Origin of the sequence: Mesorhizobium sp. SEMIA396, assembly GCF_024518615.1 — a bacterium.
In the GTDB taxonomy this organism is placed as follows: domain Bacteria; phylum Pseudomonadota; class Alphaproteobacteria; order Rhizobiales; family Rhizobiaceae; genus Mesorhizobium.
This window is the reverse complement of sequence record NZ_JANIFC010000001.1, coordinates 807,143-827,414: the sequence shown is the minus strand read 5'-3', so window position 1 is coordinate 827,414 and position 20,272 is coordinate 807,143. Positions and strand designations below refer to the sequence as shown.

The following is a 20,272-nucleotide window of genomic DNA, read 5'->3' as shown; positions in this document are numbered from 1 at the left end:
AGGCTCTGAACATGGAACTCAAAGACAAGACGATCCTCATCACCGGCTCTACCGATGGCGTCGGCCGGGTCGTCGCGCAACGGCTCGGCGCCGCGGGCGCCCGTGTGCTGGTGCATGGCCGCGATGCGACGCGCGGCAAGGCTGTTGTCACCGGGATCGAAGCGACCGGCGGCAGGGCGGAGCTTCTGGTCGCCGACCTCTCTTCTCTGGCCGAAGTGCGCCGGCTTGCCGAAGCCGTGCGCGCCCGCACGGATCGGCTCGATATCCTCATCAACAATGCCGGCATCGGCACGGCAGGCCAAGGCGCCAAACGTCAGGTCAGCGCCGACGGCTACGAACTGCGCTTCGCGGTCAACTACCTCGCCGGTTTCCTGCTGACATCGGAGCTTCTGTCGTTGCTGAAGGCGAGTGCGCCGGCCCGCATCGTCAATGTCGCCTCTGCGGGGCAGCAGGCGATCGATTTCAGCGATGTCATGCTGACCCGCTCCTATGACGGCGTGCGTGCCTATTGCCAGAGCAAGCTGGCGCAGATCCTGTTCACCGTCGACCTTGCGGAGCAGCTGAAAGGCACCGGCGTCACCGTCAACGCGCTGCATCCGGCGAGCTATATGAACACCACCATGGTCCGGCAAGCAGGCGTGACGCCGTGGAGCTCGGTCGAGACCGGCGCCGAGGCCATCCTCAACCTCGCCGCCTCACCCGCGCTCGACGGGAAAAGCGGCCTCTATTTCGACGGCCTGCGGGAATCCCGCGCCGATACCCAGGCCTATGACGCCAAGGCAAGGCAACGTCTGCGAGCCTTGAGCCTTGATCTCATCGGCACGGCCTCCCCCACATCGAAGGAAGACCATTCATGACCAAGACAATCGAACACACCGTCATCATCGGCGGCTCGTCCGGCATCGGCCTGGCGACGGCGCGAAAACTGCTTGGCCCGGGCATGAAGGTGACCATCACCGGGCGCAACGAGGACAAACTGAAGAGCGCTTGGAAAAGCCTTGGCAGCGCTGCCGGGAAGGCTGCTTTCGACGCCGCGAAGCCGGATGCGGTCCGCCAGTTCTTCGAGAGCCTCGGTCCTTTCGACCATCTGGTGCTGGCGGCCAGCGGCGGCAAGGGCCTCGGCCCCTTCCCGGCGCTTGACCTGAGCGACATCGGCAGCGGCGTGGAGGAAAAGGTCCGCCCGCAGCTGTCCTGCCTGCAGGCCGCCTTGCCGACACTCAACAAGGCCGGATCGGTCACCTTCATCTCGGCGGTGTCGGCGCAGCTCGCGACGCCCGGTGTCGCCGGTATCGCCGCCATCAACGGCATGCTGTTGACTGTGGTGCCGATCCTGGCCCTGGAACTGAAGCCGCTGCGCGTCAATGTCGTGGCGCCGGGCGTCATCGACACGCCCTGGTGGGATTTTCTGGCCGAAGAGCAGAGGCAAACGATCTTTGCCGACTATGCCGGCAAGACCCCGGTCGGCCGCGTCGGTCGGGCCGAAGACGTGGCCGACGCAATCGCCTTCCTCGTCTCCAGCGGCTTCATGACCGGCCAGGTGCTGACCTGCGATGGCGGCCTGAGATTTGCGGCATAGGAACAGCGACTATCGGGCTCCGACGGGACCTTAATTGGCCTTCTTTGGAACGCGGTCGTTCTCGTCCGCGGGCCTGTCGCCTGCCGGTTTTGCCGAAACAGGCTTTTCCGGCACATGGGAATAGTCAGATGTATCCGCCCCATACATCTTGTTGTCGATCGCCTCTTGCCAGCTGTAGTCCGCGTCGGACGGTGAAACGTCGGCGATCTCATGGCGGGAGGAGCGAGCGTGAAGCCAGTTCGGGGTGATCTCTCGAACCAATTGTGCAAAGCGTCCCATCGAAACCGTTCCTTTCCTTGTCCTTTCCAGGAGGCGCGATCACGGTTGCGTCGGCTGCACCTAGAGTTGACCTCTCAGCCAGGCCAGCGTCTCGGCAACGCCGGCCAGCCCGTACTGCGCGGTGGTTTGCGCCGGTGGTTTGACCCGTATCGATATGCCGCCGGCATCATTGATCGTTTCGAAGCCGTTTTCGTCCGACGTGTCGTCGCCCAGGAAGACCGGGCGGCGACCTGCGAATGGCGCAATCTCCATGAAACGCCGAATCGCGGCACCCTTGGCCGCCTCCAGCGGCAGCAATTCCACGCCGGCGTTGCCGGCAACCACCCGGTAGCCCTTTGGCAAACCGGCCAGCGCCTGCTCGACAAGCTGCGTCGCGCGCGGAAGCAGATGCGGGGCGGCGCGCGTGTGGATGGCCAGCACCCGTCCCTTGCGCTCGATATACGCCCCACGACCGAGCTCGGCCTCGATCTCGTCGGCAAGGGCTGCGATATCCGCCGGCTCGTCCGCGATTTCGACGTCGTCGTCCGGCAGGAGCCGATGTTCCAGGCCATAGAGCCCGGCGGCTCGCAGTTTCAAAGGCTGAAACAGATGGTCGACGGCCGCAACGGACCGGCCCGTGATGAACGCCAATGCCCCGTTCAGCTTGCGGTCCAGGCCTTGCAGCAAGGAGCGAAGCTCGTCGCTGACCGAGACTGCGTCCGGGTGCTCGGCATGTTCCAGCAACGTGCCGTCGATGTCGAGGAACAATGCCCATTCGCCGGCCAGCACAGGCTGCGGTTTCTCCATGACGGCCTGCGGCTTTTGCAGGGTCTCGCCGATCATCTTCTGCAGCGTATCGCTCATGACATCGCCATCCGTCTGCGCTCAAAGATGGAGACGACATTGTCGACGCTGGGCGGCGGGTCGCCGGCGGCACCGGTTACCCGATCGAGGTCTCCGCGCTTACGCAAACGCGCCGCATCCAGAAGCATGCTGCCGGCCCAGCGATAGACGTTGTTGTTGCGGATCGTCTCGCGCATGGGTCGCATGCGCTCGCGCTGTTCTTCGGGCGCCATGGTCAATGCCTGCAACAGCGCTCCGCTCATCATGGCGGCATCGTAAGGGTTGACGATCAGCGCCTCCAGCAATTCGCGCGAGGCGCCGGCGAATGTGCTGAGCATCAAAACACCCTGCTCGTCGTCGCGCGCGGCGACGAATTCCTTTGCGACGAGGTTCATGCCGTCATGCAGGCTGGTGACCATGCATATGTCGGCGGCCCGATAGATCTCGTAAACCTGTTCCTGCGAGTGATGTTCGGCCACCATGATCACCGGCCTGTAGCCCTCGCTGCCATAACGCCGGTTGAGCTCTTCGGCATAACGGTGGCACTCGTCATGGAGCAATTTGTAGGCCGGCAGCGTGCCGCGGCTGGGTGCCGCGACCTGCAGGAAGACAAGTTTTCCGATCCATTCAGGCTGTCGCTTGAACAATTCGTTCAAAGCGTGAAACCGATCAAGAATGCCCTTGGTGTAATCGAGGCGCTCGACCCCGACGGCCAGCTTCACATCCGCTTTGAGACCGAACCTCTCGCGCATGCGAGCGCGGCAATCGTCGACATCGGGAAGTTTCGCCAGCAGGTCCGCCGGCCATTCTATCGAGATGGGATAGGCGTGCACCAATGTGGTCCGTCCGCCGTAGGAGATGGCCGCATCGGCCCGCTCGATGCGGCTTTCCAGGAAGCGATCGACGCTTTCGGTGAAATTGTTGGCGTGGAACTGGGTGTGGAAGCCGATGATCGAACTGCCGAGCAGCCCCTCGAGGATGCGTTCGCGCCAAGGACAGATGCTGTACACTTCCGAATTCGGCCACGGGATGTGCCAGAAAGTGATGACGATCGCCTCCGGCAGGCGCTCGCGGATCATGCGCGGCAGCAGCGCGAAATGGTAGTCCTGGACCAGCACGATCGGCCGCTCGTTGCGGGCCTCGGCAACCACCGTATCGGCAAACTTCCGGTTGACGGCTTCATAGGCAGCCCAGTCGGAGGCGCGAAAAATCGGCCGGGTGAAGGCGATATGGCAAAGTGGCCAAAGGCCCTCATTGGCGAAACCGAGATAATAGCCCTGATGCTCTTCCTCCGTCAGCCAGACCCGGCGCAACGTGTAGGACGGGTTGCCAGGCGGCACCTGCACACGATCGTGGTCGTCGACGGTGAGGCGGTCCGCCGTTCCGCCGCCATAGGCGATCCAGGTGCCGGCACAGGCGCGGGTAATGGGCTCGAGCGCCGACACCAGTCCGCTGGCCGGGACGAGCAACTCGACGCCGTCGCCCTTCACATTGTGGATGTACGGTTCGCGATTGGACACCACGATGACCTGCGCATCGGGCAGATCGTCGGCCAGGATCTTGCGCAATGTTTCGGGCGACCAGGTCACCAGCGCGGCATCGGCCGATTGGCCATTCTTTTCGAACTCCCGTATCACCTTGCGCGCGGCTTCCGCGGCCACATCTTCGCCTGCCGTATGTGCGACCGCGGGTGGATGACGGCGACGGTGCCGCGATATGGAGAGGAAAACGGCAAGAGCGGAAAAACCGAGGCTCGCGAAGATCAGAACCCAGAGCAGGTCCGCACCGTAGTTTGTCATTGAATGTCAACTCACCCCGGCCGTCGGCGACCGTTTGTTCGTGTTTTCCATTTGAAACGGTCCGCCGACCACGTGGTCAGCGTTCGGACCTGTATTTTTGCAACGCACAAAGCTCGGATCGGTTCCGCCAATTTTGTTCGGATCATGTCCTTACGATGAGCGGCACCAGCCCTTCATGGCGGTCGGCAAGGAAAGCGACGACCCGGTCACCGACGCGCTGGAAGGTGAGATCGACGACCCGGTCGCCGACGCCCAGGTGCCGCAGTGTCAGCGTGTCGATGCCGATCGGCAGTCTCGGGCGGGTGACGCGGATTTCGCCATCCCAGCCGTCGATCTCCAGGCCAAGGCAGGCCTGCATCAGCATGAAGGCGGATCCCGCCGACCACGCTTGCGGCAGGCAAGCGACGGGATAGGCGATGGGTGCTTCGCCCGGCGCGCGTGTAAACCCGCAGAACAGTTCGGGCAGCCGCATGTTGAAATGGACCGCGGATTCGAATGTGCCGCTCATCAGGCGAACCACGCTTTCACGCTCGCCATAATGCGCCAGGCCGGCACCGCATATGGCGGTGTCGTGCGGCCAGATCGAGCCATTGTGGTACGACATCGGGTTAAAGAACACCGCATCGTCGGCAAGCGTCCTCAGCCCCCAGCCGGAATGGAAGGAGGCGGAAAGCAGCTGGTCGGCGACCATCTGGGCCCGCGCCGGCTCAGGCAATCCGACAAAGAGCAGATGCCCGGCATTCGAGGTCCGCACCTTGCAGGGCTCGCCGGCACCGTCGATCGCAAGGGCATAGAAGCCGAGATCGTCAAGCCAGAAATCGCGTTCCACCGCCACCCGCATCGCCTCGGCGCGGTCCTCCCAGTGATCGGCTTTGTCGTCCTCGCCACGGCGGCGGGCAAGCTTGGCCAGCCCGCGGAAGGCGGCAAAGACATAGCCCTGCACTTCGACCAGGGCTATCGGGCCCTTGGGAATGCGGCCATCGGCATGGAAGACCGAATCGAAACTGTCCTTCCATCCCTGGTTTGCGAGGCCGGACTCGGCCGCTCGCTGGTAAGTCACGAATCCGGTCTCCCGGCCCGCCTCCTCCGTCCATTCGGCCGCCGCGCACAGCGAAGGCCACAGGCCGTCGATGAATGCCATGTCACCGGTACGATCGGCGTAGGCGCAAGCAAGATAGATGTAGAGCGGTGTCGTATCGACGCCACCGTAGTAGCGGCCGAAGGGAAGCTCCCGCAGCGCCACCATTTCGCCTTTGCGGGTCTCGTGCATGATCTTGCCCGGCTGCGAATCGCTGAACGGCGATGTCTCGGTCGCCTGATGCTGGGCCAGAAAGGCCAACACGCCCCGCGCCAGCCCGGGATTGAGCCACAGCATCTGCAGCGCCGAGATGACGCCGTCACGACCGAACGCCGTCGAGAACCAGGGGATGCCGGCATAGGGATAGGGGCCGGTCGCCAGTTCGGTGGTCAGCAGCGCGACATCGGCGCGGGCGCGCTCGACCCAATCGTTGAAGACACGGCCCGAGCTGCGCACCGTCGCGCCATGGCGACGTTTGGCCCGCATGCCAAAGCGGGCGCGTGCGGCAGCGGCGCGGAACCGGTCGCGGTCGGGCTTGTCGGCCACCTCGGGACCGACCTCGACATAGAGCACCTTCCTGCTGCGCTTGGTCACGGCGATCAGGAAATCGGCACGGTTGGCTGTCAGTTGGTCCGGCGCCTGCGAGAACGATATCGCAGAGAGGCGGGCCAGGCCATCGAGCCCGTCATAGCGCAGCAGGACCGACGTCGCGTCTGTTTCGGCGGCATGGGCCAGCCCGCGCTTCAGCCGTGTCGAGCCACGCACTTCGAACATGTCGCGGAAATCGGCGGAATAGTGCAGGGAAACGTTGATCGTCGAATGTTCCCGGCTGTAATTGGAAAGCGTGATGCGTTCGAACAGCCTGTCCTGCCAGAGCAGCCTGACGCGTTCGATGTGGATGGCTCCCTGCGGGATGTCGCGTCCGCCGGCGCTCTGTATCGGCAGATTGGTCAAATTGGTGGTGAACAGCACATTGTCCTGGCTGAGCGAGGCGCCGAGCAGCGATGTCTGCCTGCCGCCGACGGTCAGCCGGAACTCGGAAAGAACCCGTGTGTCGTCGCGAAAGAAACCGTCGCCGGCTCCACGTATGTCGCCATAGGCGTCGGCAACCGCGAAGCAATCGCCCTGTTTGAGCGCAAACAGCCGATGCGGCTCGCGAGGTGCGGTGGCGTCGAGCGATGCAAGCGCAACCGCAGGATCGAGCTGGCGCTCATCGAGTTGGGCCATTCGTCAAAGATCCCTGTTGTTTCGTTGCCGTGGCTCGAGCACGTCGCTGCTCAAGACGCCTTCGCCGCGCTCGGGACGCCGATCAGGCCCGCATAGGCGGCCAGATAGTCGCCGGCCATTCTTCGAGCGGAAAAACGCTTTTCAAAAACGGCCCTCACCTTGCGCCTGTCGAGCTGCAGCAAAGCAGGCACCGCGGCGACCGCTCCATCCAGCGTGTCAGCGATGAAACCGGTCACGCCTTGATCGATGATCTCGGGCAGCGCACCGCAATTCCAGGCGATCACCGGCGTACCGCAGGCCATGGCCTCGATGGCGGCGAGCCCGAACGGCTCCGGCCAGTCGATCGGGAACAGCAGGCCGGCCGCCTTGCCGAGAAATTCCGCCTTCTGGTCCTCCTCGATCTCGCCGACATAGACGATGCGATCGCCGTCGATCAACGGTTCGACCACCTCGTGGAAATAGGCGCGGTCGTCGTCGCCGATCTTTGCCGCAAGCTTCAGCTTGAGCCCCGACCGCAAGGCGATCTCGATGGCGCGGTCCGGGCGCTTGTCGCGTGAGAACCGGCCGAGGAAGGCAAGGTAGGGTTCTTCCGCCGTCGTCTCGAAAGTCGGTTCGTAGAGAGTGGTCGGCAGCCCGTGATGGATCGTCGCCAGCCAATTGGCCTTGGCAAGGCCCGCCTTCTGGCTGTGCGAAATGGAAATCAGGGGAAAACGCGGAAACCGTTCATAGGCCGGCGCCAGGTCCACATAATCCAGCCTGCCATGCGGCGTCGTCACCGTGCGGTCGGCGAGATCCTCGAAGAAGGAAAAGTGCAGGAAATGGCTGAGGTGGAAGTGGATGACATCGAACTCCGACGCCCGGTCCCTCACCTGAGCAAGCATCGAAAGATGCGCAGCGATCTCGGATTTGAGCGGACGCGGATCGAGGCGCAGCGCGCGTTCCCGGCTGGCTACCAGCGTCGCGGAAGTCTGGCTGTCGCCACTGGCGAACAGCGTCACCTCATGGCCCAGATCGACCAGCGCTTCGGTTAGATACGAGACGATGCGCTCGGTGCCGCCATAGAGCCTTGGCGGCACCGATTCATAAAGCGGCGCGACATGGGCGATTTTCATATTCCATCCTGGATGCTGGGCATGCAGGTGTGAAATGCGTCAACGCCTCGATTGGTTCCGATTTTATGATCGAGCCGTCGGCACCAGAGGCCGCAGTCGGCATGCAACTGTGCGTCAAACGGATTGCGCGATCAGGGTCAGAAAGCCACCGCTCAGGGCGACATTGCCGACGAAGCCATTGATGCGGGACGCACGATCCGGGCCCTGATGGTCCCAAAAATTGTGGAACATCGGCGTGGCAACGATCAGGAACACCAGCAGCACCGCGGCCGCGAGTGCCGTCCACAATCCTGCGATGACCAGCACGCCGGCGGCGATCTGAAGCACGATGCCGAGCCACAGCGCCAATCTTGCCTGCGGCACGCCGCGCGCAGCCATCATCTGGGTCAGGAAGGCCGCGTTCTGGATGTTGCGCAGGCCGGCGAAGACGAAGGCGCCGCCGAGCAACAGGCGAGCGAGAAACAACAAGGTTGAAGGCAAATCGGCAGGCATCAAACGCTCCCTTGGAAAGTGGAGCGCCGTCTTTCGACGGCGCTCCCAACATAAATGGACAATCAGGCGGCCTTGGCCGCCGGCATCGGGTGAATGGCCTGGAACGGAATGCACAGCCGGTTCCAGGTGTTGATCATGCCGAGCGCAACGGACAGCTTGACCAATTCCTCTTCCGAGAAATGCTCGAGCGTCTTTGCATAGAGCTCGTCCGGCACGCCATTGTTGGCGATCAGGGTGACGGCCTCGGTCCAGGCCAAGGCGGCGCGTTCGCGCTCGGAAAACAGCGGCGATTCCTTCCAGGCTGAAACCAGGTAGAGCCGCTGCTCGGTCTCGCCGTCGCGCCTCGCCTCGCGGCTATGCATCTCGACGCAGTACGAGCAGCCATTGATCTGCGACGCTCTGAGTTTGATCAGGTGCAGCAGGCTCACCTCGAGCCCGCATTCGTCCACCGCCTTGTTGAGCGCCGACACGGCCTTCATGATCTCCGGCGCCTTGGCGAAAAATTGCAGCCTCTGTTTCATCTTCTTGTCCTTTCAAATCTGCCTGGGTTTGGGTCGGCGGGGTTAACTGGATTTCTGCGGCCGCTGGTGGCGCTCGACGAAGGCGCAGCTCGCGGCAAGTGACCTGGGATCGCCTTCTGCCGCATAGGTGGCCACGATATCGGACAGCTTGGTCTCGGCGAGCGCGGCGCGATAGGCGCGCTCGGCCTTCAGCATCGCCGCGTTGATGCCGCAGGGTTTGACATAGGCTGAAGCATCGAGCTTCACCGGACCGCGCTGGCGTATCTCGCCGCAACGGAAGGCCGGCTCGCGGCCCTCGACGGCCAGCACGATGTCGAGCAGCGTGATGCGCTCGGCCGGCCGCGCCAGCCGATAGCCACCGGCAGGCCCGGGCACCGATTCCAGGATGCGCGCGGCGCTCAGCATGTTGAGATGCTTCAGCAGATAGCTAGGCGACAGGCCAAAGGCCTCGGCGAGAGCAGCGCCAGGCATGGTGCTGTTCCCCTCCACACTCGCCAGCGTGGCAGCGCAATGGATGGCTGCCTCAACGCCCTCGCCCAGTTTCATTGGATCGGCTCCTTTATCATGGATATATATTATCGTGGATAATTCTTATCTGCAATAGGAAAATGCAGAGTCGTCCGCTTTCGAAAAAGGAATACGTTGGTGATTGGCGAAATCGGCGATGACAGCGTCTTTCTCCCCGTCACTATACGGGGGGGAAGAGAAGCTGCTGCGCCCTCGGCGCTCTTCTCGTGACGTGTCCCTATTCCGCTGCCACCTTGGCCATCGGGTTGTTCGGGTGCGTCGTCCAGTTGGCATAGACGGGCGATACCGGCCTGCCGGTGCGCTGGTCCATCACGCCGGCTGCCAGCGGCTCCATGGTGATGCAGTTCTCGACCGGGCAGACATTGACGCAGAGATTACAGCCGACGCATTCGGCCTCGATCACCTCGAAGTGCCTGACGCCGTCGACCATGCTGGTGATCGCCTGGTGCGAAGTGTCCTCGCAGGCGATGTGGCAGCGGCCGCATTTGATGCAGGCATCCTGGTCGATACGCGCCTTGGCGACGTAGTTCAGGTTGAGATACTGCCAATCGGTCACATTGGGCGTGGCGCGGCCGACGATGTCGTTGAGCGAGGCGTGCCCCTTCTCGTCCATCCAGTTTTCGAGGCCCGCGATCATTTCCTGCACGATTTTGAAGCCATAGGTCATCGCCGCCGTGCACACCTGCACATTGCCGGCGCCGAGCGCCATGAATTCGGCCGCGTCACGCCAGGTGGTGATGCCGCCGATGCCGGAGATCGGCAGGCCGCGGGTTTCTGGATCGCGCGCGATCTCGGCCACCATGTTCATGGCGATCGGCTTCACCGCCGGGCCGCAATAGCCGCCATGCGAGCCCTTGCCGTCGATTGTCGGCTGCGGCGCGAAGCTGTCGAGGTCGACACCGGTGATTGAATTGATGGTGTTGATCAGCGACACCGCATCGGTGCCGCCGGCATGTGCCGCCCGTGCGGGCTTGCGCACATCGGTGATGTTGGGCGTCAGCTTGGTGATGACGGGCATGCGGGTGTTCTGCTTGCACCAGCGCACCACCATTTCGATATATTCCGGCACTTGGCCGACAGCCGCGCCCATGCCGCGCTCCGACATGCCGTGCGGGCAGCCGAAATTCAGCTCGATGCCGTCGGCTTCGGTCTCCTCGACCACCGGCAGGATCGCCTTCCAGGCCTCCTCGACGCAAGGCACCATCAGCGAGACGACGATGGCGCGGTCGGGCCAGTCCTTCTTGACCTGCTTGATCTCGCGCAAATTGACCTGCAGGTCGCGGTCGGTGATCAACTCGATGTTGTTGAGGCCGAGCAGGCGGCGGTCGGCGCCCCAGATCGCGCCATAGCGCGGGCCGTTGACGTTGACCACCGGCGGGCCTTCCTCGCCGAGCGTCTTCCACACCACGCCGCCCCAGCCGGCCTTGAAGGCGCGGATGACGTTGTAGGCCTTGTCGGTCGGCGGCGCCGAGGCAAGCCAGAACGGATTGGGCGACTTGATGCCGACGAAATTGTTTCTGATATCTGCCATGCTCATGCCCTCCCGTTCGAGGTCAGTGCCCGGTTGATGCTCTCCGCAGCGTCGCGCCCCTGCGCGACCGCCGAGACGGTGAGGTCGTCGCCACCGAAGATGCAGTCGCCGCCGGCCCAGACCCTGGCAAGCGACGTACGCCCTTCCGCATCCACCTTGATGCGGCCGGCTTCGAGATCGATCGACGCACCGCTGCCGTTGAGGGCTGCCGGCACAAAACTCTGTCCGATCGCCTTGAACACCTGGTCGGCAACGAGCGTCAGGGTCTCGCCGGTGCCGGCAAGCCTGTCGCCGTTCATGGCGGTGTATTCGAGTTCGATGCCCGACACTTTGCCGCCCTCGGCGATCACCCGCTTCGGCTGCAGCCAGTGGCGGATGGTGACGCCATTGGCGGCGGCCAGATCCTGCTCGAACTCGGACGCATTCATGTGCTCCTGGCCGCGCCGGTAGCAGATCGTCACCTCCTCGGCGCCGAGCAATTTCGACTGCACGGCCGCGTCGATCGCCGTCATGCCGCCACCGATGACGACGACGCGGCGGCCAACCGGCAGGCCGGAAAGGTCGCTGGCCTGGCGCAGTTCGGCAATGAACTCGACCGCGTTGATGACGCCGTCGGCGTCCTCGCCATCGGCACGCAGCGCATTGACGCCGCCAAGGCCCATGCCGAGAAACACCGCATCGTAATTGCGGATCAGATCCGACAGCTGATAGTCGCGGCCGAGGGCCTTGCCGTTCTGGATGTCGATGCCGCCGATCGCGGTCACATAATCGACTTCGGCCTGGGCGAAATCGTCGACACTCTTGTAGGCGGCGATGCCGTATTCGTTGAGGCCACCGGCTTTCGCGCGCGCCTCCAGAATGGTCACGTCATGGCCGTGGCGGGCGAGCCGGTGCGCGGCGGCAAGGCCGGCCGGCCCGGCGCCGACCACGGCGACAGTCTTGCCGGTCGGCTCGGCGCGCGGGTAGAACTGTTTGTTCTCGCTCATGGCGACGTCGGTGGCATAGCGCTGCAGGCGGCCGATCTGCACCGGCTTGCCTTCCGCCACTTCGCGCACGCAGACTTCTTCGCACAGCGTTTCGGTCGGGCAGACGCGGGCGCACATGCCGCCCAATATGTTCTGGTCGAAGATGGTCTTGGCCGAACCGATCGGATTGCCGGTCGAGATCTGGCGGATGAACAGTGGAATGTCGATCGAGGTCGGGCATGCGTTCATGCACGGCGCGTCGTAGCAGAAATAACAGCGATCGGATTCGACCAGCGCCTCGTGGTGATCGAGCGGCGGATGCAGGTCGGAAAAATTATCCGCATACTGGTCGGCCGAGAGCCTGCCGCCCGCAATGCCTTCCCTGAATTGGCCTTCTGGCATCGTCAGTTCCCCATGTTTTCTTTTGAGGAAGGCTAGCACGTTTTATTTTTTTATCAATTGGTCAATTTTCGGCGCAAGTCTCTGAAAAGGCTGGATAATAACATGATTTTTTTACTCATGTTATCGGAGGCCGAGGCTGCTTTCACAGTGCGAGCGAATGGCCGGGTTCAAGCTTACAGCCATGAATGGTCTTGACCTCCTCTGCGACCAGCTGCTGCAGTCGCCACAGATTGCGGTCATGGATGCCGAACGCCTCGAGGTGGCTGACCGTGTTGTAGAGATATTCGGCGCCGGATCCGATATGCCCGCAGGCTCTGGCCAGCACGCTCGCCACTCTGTCCAACGGCTGGTTCAGCGACGTTCCCCTGCCCTTCACGCCGACCCAGAAGCCGAGCGCGCGCAGCGTGCCTTGCGGCGTATGCACCGGCAGCCACCGGACCGTCTCGATGCTTTCGTGGTCGCTGATTTCGCGCCGCAGCAGCCTTTCGACCTGCGCCGGCTTTTCGCCCTCCGGCAAGCGATAGATCACGCCGTTGCAGCGTCCGCCCCGTTCGAGCGCCATCATCAACCCAGGCTGCTCGGCACTGCCCCGCCAACGCACCATGTCGAGGCAGAAAGAGCGGTGCCAGCCAAAGGCCGTGGCGAGCTGTTGCTCGACCGACTCGAATTCCGGCTTCCAGATCAGCGACCCATAAGCGAACACCCATAGCGGCCCCTCATCGGCTTCATTGGACAGCCGCAAGGCAAGGTCTCGAAAGTCCTCGTCGTTCATGTCTGTCCAGCTCGGGTCCGGGCCGGGATCGGCCTCCTCCCGATGGCACAGTGCGACAAGCTCGGGCGTGAGCGACATCAAGCGCATGAACGACAACCCTTCATAGCCGTAGAGAAATCGAAAACCGCTGGGTGCGCAACCAGGGAACGCTTGGCACACACACCCATTGTTTTCCGGGCGGTGTCGGATTCCCGTCGTGAGGATCGTCCTATGATGGACGACGATCACGTATGAAAGGTGAGGAGACCGAAATGCCAAAAGCCCCGATGCCCTTCTTCTGGTACGAATTGATGACGTCAGATCTCGACGCCGCCGAGGCATTCTACACCCAAGTCATCGGCTGGACGGCGCAGCCCTTCGACAAGGCGCCCGGCATCCCGCGCTATGTCGTGATGAATGTCGGCGAACGTGGCGTCGGCGGCCTGATGACCTTGCCTGAGGATGCAGCCAAGATGGGCATGCCGCCCGCCTGGCTTGGCTATATCCACACCAGGGATGTCGACGCTGCCACGGCATCGCTGGAGAAAGCCGGCGGCACCGTTCACCGCCAGCCCGACGACATTCCGGGCGTCGGCCGCTTTGCCGTCGTCGCCGATCCGCAAGGCGCGACCTTCATGTTCCTGCAGCCAAACGGTCCCGACCAGCCTGTCGTGCCGGCCGGCACGCCGGGCCACATCGGCTGGCACGAGCTTTATACGAGCGACTGGAAAGCCGCGTTCGATTTCTATTCCGAGCAGTTCGGCTGGGTCGACGCCGGCGATTTCGACATGGGCCCGGTGGGCACTTACCAGACCTTTACAGCCGGCCCCGAATCCGGCGGCGGCATCATGAACAAGCCCGAGCAGATTCCGGTCCCGGTCTGGCAGTTCTATTTCAATGTTCCGGCCATCGATGCGGCGGCCAAACGGGTGACCGACAATGGCGGCAAGATCCTGATGGGGCCGATGGAGGTCCCGGGCGGCAGCTGGATCGTCCAATGCCAGGACCCGCAGGGCGCGCATTTCGCCTTGATGGCGCCGGTCCGCTGACCGCGATCGAACATCGCTGAAACAAAGCGCGGGCTTTCATCGGACTACCGATGAAGGCCTCTACCCCTGACTGGCGCCGTCTCATTCCGGCGCCAGCACCGCGACCTTCAGCTCAGCTTTCTTCGCGCCGCTGAACTGAACGGTGGCCGGGCCAGGCGCAAGCTTGAAGCGCACGCTCTTGCGGATGCCAGGGCATGTTTTCACGCCACTATAGCCCGCCGACTTGATGGCCTGGCCATTCTGGATGACATCGATCCAGGCCTCGCCCGAGAGACTGATCTGGATGGCCCCCTCGGACGGCACCTCCACGCTGGCAACGGCGCCAAACGTGTCCGATGCCGGCGCACGTTCGGGCGCTACCGCAAAACCGGCTTTCCCTACCGGCACCAGCGCCAGGTCCGCAGCCTCACCAACCGCCAGCGCCGCTCCGGACGGCGTTGCCGGTGCTGCGGCAAACAGGGTCTGCTCCCGCGTCACCGGCCACTTGAACGCCTCACAGCCGGCGTCCTCGGCCATGGCGAAGCTAATGCCTGCGAGGATCGCGAAAAGGCTGATGACGACTTTTTTCATGGCAAAGGCCCCCACACATTCAGGATTGTTGTACACGCATCAATACAACCATAGAGATACTAATGCAACCTTGGCGAGAAAATTTTAATGGCAATTGGGAACATTCCCAATCACCGATTGTTGACGGCAGGCCATGCGAAGTGAATGGTCATTCCTGGGCGATAATCTATGGCCGGGCGGATTGAAAATGGAGTCATTATGAAGCTTTTCGAAAGCCTCTCCAGATACCAGCCGCAGGCGCTCGGCGTGTTGCGCATCATGACCGCGCTGCAGTTCATCGAGCATGGCAGCCAGAAACTGTTCAACTTCCCCGTCAGCGCCGATCCCCACGCCCTTTCCGGGCTGACCATGACCGCCGGCATCCTCGAATTCGCCGGCGGCATCCTGCTGGCGCTCGGCCTGTTCACGCGGCCCGTAGCCTTCCTTCTGGCCGGCGAAATGGCGATCGCCTATTTCATGGCGCACATGCCGCGCGACTTCTTCCCGGTCAACAATGGCGGCGATTCGGCGATCTCTTTCTGCTTCATCTTCCTCTATCTGGTGTTTGCCGGCGCCGGCGCCTTCGCGCTGGACAACCGCCGCAGCGCCTGACGCCCAGAAGAAGGGGCGTGACTAGTGCATGTCGCCCAAAGTGCCCAGCGGTTTTGGGACACGACATGCACAAACAGGAATCTGAAGCGCATCGGCGAAGCCGAAGCGCTTCAGGCACGCATCCGTTCGAAATTGGCGTCGAAAAGCGGCACCGCCTGAATGCGCGCCGCATGACGCTTGCCCAGCAGCTCGATTTCGAAGCCGTCGCTCTCATCTGCGATCTCCTTCGGCACATAGCCGACGGCGACGGACTTCTTCGAATGATGCGCATAGCCGCCCGACGTCACCCAACCGCGCACGGCGCCATCGAACCAGATCGGCTCGTCGCCAATGACATCGGCATCGTCGGCATCGACGATAAAGGCGCGCAGGCGCAATTTGCCGCCCTGCCTGCGCTCGGCCAGCGCCGCGGCCTTGCCGATGAAATCGGCGTCCTTGCCGTAAGCAACAAAGCGGTCGAGCCCCGCTTCCAGCGGCCCGTAGATCGGCCGGTACTCGCGCCCCCATGAGCCGTAATTCTTGTCCAGCCGCAGCGCATTGAGCGCGCGCGAGCCGAAGAGGCCGATGCCGAATTCCTCGCCCGCCGCCATCAGCGCTTGATAGGCGGCGCGCTGGTATTCCGGCGCCACCCAGATTTCGTAGCCGAGATCGCCGGTATAGCTCACACGGCCGACCAGGCACGGCGCCATGCCGATATCCATCCGGCCAATGGCCATGAAGGAAAATGCCGCGTTGGAGACATCCGAGCGCGTGGCCTTTGCCAGCACATCCCGCGCCTTCGGGCCGGCGATCGACAGACCGGTGAGCCTCGCGCCCAGCGCTTCGATGCGGACCGATCCATCGTCAGGCAGGTGCTTCTCGAACCAGCGCATGTGGTATTGCTCGGCGATGCCGGAGCCGGCGAGGAACCAGCCATCCTCCCCCAGATTGGCCAGCGTGAAGTCGCCGATGAGCCTGCCGTCCTGCTTCAGCATCGGCGCCAGCGTCATGCGGCCGGGTTTCGGCAGTTTGCAGGTAAGCATCCGGTCGAGCCAGGCGGCCGCTCCCTCACCCGTCACCTGGTATTTGGCGAAGCTCGAAATCTCGGACAGGCCGACACTGTCACGTACCGTCGCGACCTCCTTGGCGACCTGCGTGAAGTCGCTCGAGCGGCGCCACGAGAACTCGTCCTTGACGCCTTCCGGCGCGTACCACAGCGGCACTTCCAGCCCATAGGCAACGCCCCATTGCGCACCCCCAGCAGACAGCAGATCATAGATCGGCGTCGTCTTCAGCGGCCGCCCGGCGGGCAGCTCCTCATTGGGGAAGCGGATCGAAAAGCGCCTGGAATAATTCTCGCGCACCTTGGCGTTGGTGTAGGCCATCGTCGCCCAGTCGCCATAGCGCGCGACATCCATCGCCCAGATATCGGCGCCGGGATCGCCCTCGATCATCCAGTTCGACAAAGCAAGGCCGACGCCGCCGCCTTGCGAAAAACCGGCCATGACACCGCAGGCGACCCAGAAGCCCGGCAGGCCGCGCACCGGCCCGACCAGCGGGTTGCCATCAGGGGCGAAAGTGAAGGGGCCGTTGATGATCTGCTTGATGCCGGTGTTCTGGAAGGCGGGGAAATGGCGGAAGCCGACTTCCAGAGACGGCGCGATGCGGTCGATGTCCGGCTCCAGCAATTCATGGCCGAAATTCCATGGCGTCTGGTATTCGGACCACGGCTTGTTGGCCTTCTCATAGGTGCCCATCAGCATGCCGCCGCGCTCCTGGCGCAGGTAAAGCTCGCCGTCGAAATCGACCGCGTGGATGATCTCGGTGCCGGTCTTGGCATTCCAGGCGGCGACCTCAGGCATGTCCTCGGTGATCAGGTACATGTGCTCCATGGCCAGCACCGGCAGTTCGAGACCAACCATGCGGCCGACCTCGCGCGCCCACAGGCCGCCGGCATTGACGACATGCTCGGCCACCACCTCGCCCTTGTTGGTGATGACGCGCCATAGCCCGTCGGGCCGGCGCACGATGTCCTCGACCTTGGTGAAGCGCTCCACTTCCGCCCCAAGTTTCCGCGCGGCCTTGGCATAGGCATGGGTAACGCCTGAGGGATCGAGATGGCCGTCCTCCTTGTTCCTGACGGCGCCGACGAACTGCTTGGGATCGAGCAGCGGCATCAGCTCGGCCGCTTCGTTGGGCGAGATCTCCTCGAGCTCGATGCCGAGATAACGGCCCTTGGCGACGACGCCGCGCAGCCAGTCCAGCCGCGCCTCGGTTGCCGCCAAAAGCACGCCACCGGTCAGATGCACGCCGGTCGCCTGGCCGGAAAGCTCCTCGATCTCCTTGTAGAGGTTGATGGTGTATTTCTGCAGCTTGGCGACGTTGGGGTCGCCATTGATGGTGTGCATGCCCCCGGCCGCGTGCCAGGTCGAGCCGGACGTCAATTCGTCGCGCTCCAGCAGGACAACATCGGTCCAGCCGTGGCGGGCGAGATGGAACAGCACGGAGCACCCGACGACGCCACCGCCAATGACCACGACCTTTGCATGCGATTTCATGAGTTTTGCTCTGTTATCAATGAGTTGGATGGGTGGAATGAATCGACATGGGAGGAGCCAAGCCGGTGTGCGCGCACAATCCTGCAATCATCACGGCTCGCCCTGCCCGATCGCTTCCTTGCGCCTGGCCATGTAAGCCTCCAGCGCCTCGCGCACGGCGATATCCATCACCGGCTCGACATAGTCTTCCAGCGCCTTCTTCCACAGCCGCGTCGCGCGCGCAGTGGCGTCGAGCCCGCCGGCTTCCTGCCACGCTTCGTAATTCTGCCAGTTGGACAGCATCGGCTGATAGAAGGCGGTGGCGTAGCGCTCCAGCGTGTGCGGCTCACCGAAGAAATGGCCGCCGGTCGGCACCGCGCCTAAAGCCTCGACGGCAAGCTCGGCCTCGTTGACCTCGATCGGGCGCAAGAACTCCATCATGTGCTGGATCATCTCGACATCGATGATGAGTTTTTCGAACGACGCCGTCAGCCCGCCCTCCTGCCAGCCGGCGGCGTGGTAGACGAGGTTGCCATGGCCGAGCACCGCACCCCACAGCGCCATCAGCGTCTCATAGGCGCCCTGCGCATCGGCGGCGTTGGAGGCCGAGCCCGGCGTCGTGCGGTAGGGCAGCCCGTAGCGCCGCGCCAGTTGCCCCGAAGCGATGTTGGCCTTGGTGTTCTCAGGCGTGCCGAAGGCCGGCGCGCCCGACTTCATGTCGACATTGGAGGTGAAGGCGCCATACATGACCGGCGCGCCCGGACGGACAAGCTGGGTCAGTACGACGCCGAACAGCGCCTCGGCATTCTGCTGCGCCAGCGCCCCGGCCAGCGTCACCGGGCTCATCGCCCCCATCAGCGTGAACGGCGTCACCGCCACCGACTGGCCGAACTCGGCCATGGTCATCAGGCCCTCGGCCATCATCTCGTCGAAGCGGCGCGGCGAGTTGACCGAGATGATCGTGGTGATGCCGGGATCGTCGCGCATCTGGTCGAGCGTCAGCCCGCGCGAAATCGCCATCATCTCGATGCCGTCAAGCGCCCTGCCCCGGCCGATAGCCGAGACATGGAAACTCTTATCGGTCAGCGTCAGATTGGTGAAGTAGGTGTCGAGATGGCGGGAGTTTGCCGGCAGCTCCACCGGTGCGCAGACCTGGTTGCCGAGCATGTGGATGCAGTTGAAATGCTGCGCCAACCGGGTCAGATCCGAATAGTCGCGCAAATTGCCGGCACGGCGGCCGCGCTCCATATCGTGCACATTCGGCGGCCCGGCAACGAGCGTGAAATTGATGGTGTTGCCGCCCAGATGAACCGCGTTGGCCGGATTGCGCGGCGTCAACACATAGCTGGACTGCGTGGTCTTCAACACGTCTTCGATCAGGCCGCGATCGATGCGGACATTCGCTGAGGCATGATCGACTTCGGCGCCAGCCTTCTCGAACAGCGACAGCGCCCGCGGGCTCATCACCTCGATGCCGAAATTCTCCAATATGTGCATCGACGCCTGATGGATCTGCTCGATCTGGTCGGGCGACAGCATAGCCATTGGCGGATAGGGATTCGTCACCCGCCTGAGCGGCAGTTGCGGGATGGCCGACGGGCCCCTGTTGCTGGTGCGCTCGGCGCCGCGTTTGCGTCTTGGTTCGTTCATGCCCGGCATCAAAGCCCCGGCAAACCGGGCAAGCTGTCGGAAATACGCCGTTTGCGGGCGTGATTTTAGCCACGGCGGCATTTCTGTAATATCTATTTAGAGAAAGCGACGAAATACGTCGGATTACTGACACAAAATCCCCCAAGCGACTGCTCCGACGAAGCGTTAACGAGCGCTGCAAGATTCCCTTTATGATTTCGGCCTATTGCTCTGCCAATGCGTAGCTCGAGTTTTAGTAAAATTGGTGCGGTTTGCGTGCTGCTGGCGCTTTCGGCCTGCGCCACGCCGCCCAGCCACATCAACAATGTCTGTGCCGTCTTCGACCAGAATGACGGCTGGTTCGACAACTGGCAGTCGGCCGCCGAGCGCACACAGCAGAAATACGGCATCCCCGTTCCCGTGCTGATGGCGACGGTCCGCAAGGAATCCGGTTTCAAGAGCAATGCACGGCCGCCACGCACCAAGCTGCTCGGCTTCATTCCGTGGAAGCATGTCTCGTCGGCCACCGGCTTCTCGCAGGCGCTGGACGGCACCTGGTCGCAATATCAGCGCGAGACCGGCAACTGGGCGGCCCGGCGGACGAAATTCGCCGACGCCGTCGACTTTGTCGGCTGGTATCATTCCAAGACCGCAGACACGTATGGCGTTGCCCGCAACGACACCTACAACCTCTATCTCGCCTACTATCTCGGCTGGACCGCCTATGGCCGCGGCAACCGGGGCGATGCCGGCGTCCAGGGCTATGCCCGGGCCACCGACAAGATGGCGCGGGACTATGCGCAGCAACTGAGCGAGTGCGGGAACTGAACTAAT

19 protein-coding genes are annotated in these 20,272 nt (G+C 63.2%); 5 read left to right on the top strand and 14 right to left on the bottom strand.

Annotated elements, in window-relative coordinates:
• The first annotated feature begins 11 nt into the window (after nt 1–11).
• Nucleotides 12–857 carry an SDR family NAD(P)-dependent oxidoreductase gene (locus NP503_RS04085; protein ID WP_127272372.1) on the top strand — a complete coding sequence of 282 codons (846 nt, stop codon included), beginning with the start codon at nt 12–14 and terminating at the stop codon, nt 855–857.
• Nucleotides 854–1,576, top strand: a complete 723-nt coding sequence (locus NP503_RS04080) for an SDR family oxidoreductase (protein WP_127272373.1) — start codon at nt 854–856, stop codon at nt 1,574–1,576. Before NP503_RS04085 ends, NP503_RS04080 begins: the two co-directional genes overlap by 4 nt.
• A gap of 30 nt (nt 1,577–1,606) precedes the next feature.
• On the opposite strand, the gene NP503_RS04075 is transcribed toward NP503_RS04080, so the two are convergent.
• The 11 genes from NP503_RS04075 to NP503_RS04025 form a co-directional block, all read right to left on the bottom strand.
• On the bottom strand, nt 1,607–1,855 hold the full coding sequence (locus NP503_RS04075) for a hypothetical protein (RefSeq protein WP_127269146.1): 249 nt from the start codon (nt 1,853–1,855) through the stop codon (nt 1,607–1,609).
• 60 nt (nt 1,856–1,915) lie between these two features.
• Entirely contained in the window at nt 1,916–2,641 is a 726-nt protein-coding gene (gene otsB, locus NP503_RS04070) for a trehalose-phosphatase (RefSeq protein ID WP_164749458.1), read from the bottom strand.
• A gap of 53 nt (nt 2,642–2,694) precedes the next feature.
• Nucleotides 2,695–4,476 carry a trehalose-6-phosphate synthase gene (locus NP503_RS04065; protein WP_127269144.1) on the bottom strand — a complete coding sequence of 594 codons (1,782 nt, stop codon included), beginning with the start codon at nt 4,474–4,476 and terminating at the stop codon, nt 2,695–2,697.
• A 142-nt stretch (nt 4,477–4,618) separates the two neighbouring features.
• The gene (locus NP503_RS04060; protein ID WP_127269143.1) at nt 4,619–6,781 is read right to left on the bottom strand and encodes an amylo-alpha-1,6-glucosidase; all 2,163 of its coding nucleotides are present in this window, start codon (nt 6,779–6,781) and stop codon (nt 4,619–4,621) included.
• A 50-nt stretch (nt 6,782–6,831) separates the two neighbouring features.
• Nucleotides 6,832–7,893 (bottom strand): glycosyltransferase family 4 protein, encoded by a 1,062-nt coding sequence (locus NP503_RS04055; RefSeq protein ID WP_127272617.1) that lies wholly within the window; start codon nt 7,891–7,893, stop codon nt 6,832–6,834.
• A 114-nt stretch (nt 7,894–8,007) separates the two neighbouring features.
• Nucleotides 8,008–8,385: a DoxX family protein gene (locus NP503_RS04050; protein WP_127269914.1), complete on the bottom strand. Its 378-nt coding sequence runs from the start codon at nt 8,383–8,385 to the stop codon at nt 8,008–8,010.
• A gap of 62 nt (nt 8,386–8,447) precedes the next feature.
• Nucleotides 8,448–8,906 carry a carboxymuconolactone decarboxylase family protein gene (locus NP503_RS04045; protein WP_127269912.1) on the bottom strand — a complete coding sequence of 153 codons (459 nt, stop codon included), beginning with the start codon at nt 8,904–8,906 and terminating at the stop codon, nt 8,448–8,450.
• A 42-nt stretch (nt 8,907–8,948) separates the two neighbouring features.
• A complete protein-coding gene (locus tag NP503_RS04040; protein WP_024501511.1) occupies nt 8,949–9,452 on the bottom strand; it encodes an Rrf2 family transcriptional regulator in 504 nt (167 codons plus the stop codon).
• Between the two features lie 199 nt (nt 9,453–9,651).
• Nucleotides 9,652–10,965 (bottom strand): NAD-dependent dihydropyrimidine dehydrogenase subunit PreA, encoded by a 1,314-nt coding sequence (preA, locus tag NP503_RS04035; protein ID WP_027035003.1) that lies wholly within the window; start codon nt 10,963–10,965, stop codon nt 9,652–9,654.
• A 2-nt stretch (nt 10,966–10,967) separates the two neighbouring features.
• Nucleotides 10,968–12,332: an NAD(P)-dependent oxidoreductase gene (locus NP503_RS04030; RefSeq protein ID WP_127272618.1), complete on the bottom strand. Its 1,365-nt coding sequence runs from the start codon at nt 12,330–12,332 to the stop codon at nt 10,968–10,970.
• 142 nt (nt 12,333–12,474) lie between these two features.
• Entirely contained in the window at nt 12,475–13,191 is a 717-nt protein-coding gene (locus tag NP503_RS04025) for a gamma-glutamylcyclotransferase (RefSeq protein WP_127270190.1), read from the bottom strand.
• 164 nt (nt 13,192–13,355) lie between these two features.
• Here NP503_RS04025 and NP503_RS04020 point away from each other — a divergent pair, with 164 nt between their 5' ends.
• Nucleotides 13,356–14,132: a VOC family protein gene (locus tag NP503_RS04020; protein ID WP_127270192.1), complete on the top strand. Its 777-nt coding sequence runs from the start codon at nt 13,356–13,358 to the stop codon at nt 14,130–14,132.
• 81 nt (nt 14,133–14,213) lie between these two features.
• Here NP503_RS04020 and NP503_RS04015 read toward each other — a convergent pair whose 3' ends face one another.
• Nucleotides 14,214–14,702 carry a hypothetical protein gene (locus NP503_RS04015; RefSeq protein WP_127270194.1) on the bottom strand — a complete coding sequence of 163 codons (489 nt, stop codon included), beginning with the start codon at nt 14,700–14,702 and terminating at the stop codon, nt 14,214–14,216.
• A gap of 198 nt (nt 14,703–14,900) precedes the next feature.
• On the opposite strand from NP503_RS04015, the gene NP503_RS04010 reads away from it, so the two are divergent.
• The gene (locus NP503_RS04010) at nt 14,901–15,293 is read left to right on the top strand and encodes a DoxX family protein (RefSeq protein ID WP_127270196.1); all 393 of its coding nucleotides are present in this window, start codon (nt 14,901–14,903) and stop codon (nt 15,291–15,293) included.
• A gap of 110 nt (nt 15,294–15,403) precedes the next feature.
• Here NP503_RS04010 and NP503_RS04005 read toward each other — a convergent pair whose 3' ends face one another.
• Both NP503_RS04005 and NP503_RS04000 read right to left on the bottom strand, forming a co-directional pair.
• The gene (locus NP503_RS04005) at nt 15,404–17,830 is read right to left on the bottom strand and encodes an FAD-dependent oxidoreductase (RefSeq protein ID WP_127272338.1); all 2,427 of its coding nucleotides are present in this window, start codon (nt 17,828–17,830) and stop codon (nt 15,404–15,406) included.
• A gap of 90 nt (nt 17,831–17,920) precedes the next feature.
• Nucleotides 17,921–19,459: a trimethylamine methyltransferase family protein gene (locus tag NP503_RS04000; RefSeq protein WP_127379331.1), complete on the bottom strand. Its 1,539-nt coding sequence runs from the start codon at nt 19,457–19,459 to the stop codon at nt 17,921–17,923.
• Between the two features lie 216 nt (nt 19,460–19,675).
• On the opposite strand from NP503_RS04000, the gene NP503_RS03995 reads away from it, so the two are divergent.
• Nucleotides 19,676–20,266, top strand: coding sequence for a transglycosylase SLT domain-containing protein (locus tag NP503_RS03995; RefSeq protein WP_127270553.1), 591 nt, complete (start codon nt 19,676–19,678; stop codon nt 20,264–20,266).
• The last annotated feature ends 6 nt before the right edge of the window (nt 20,267–20,272 follow it).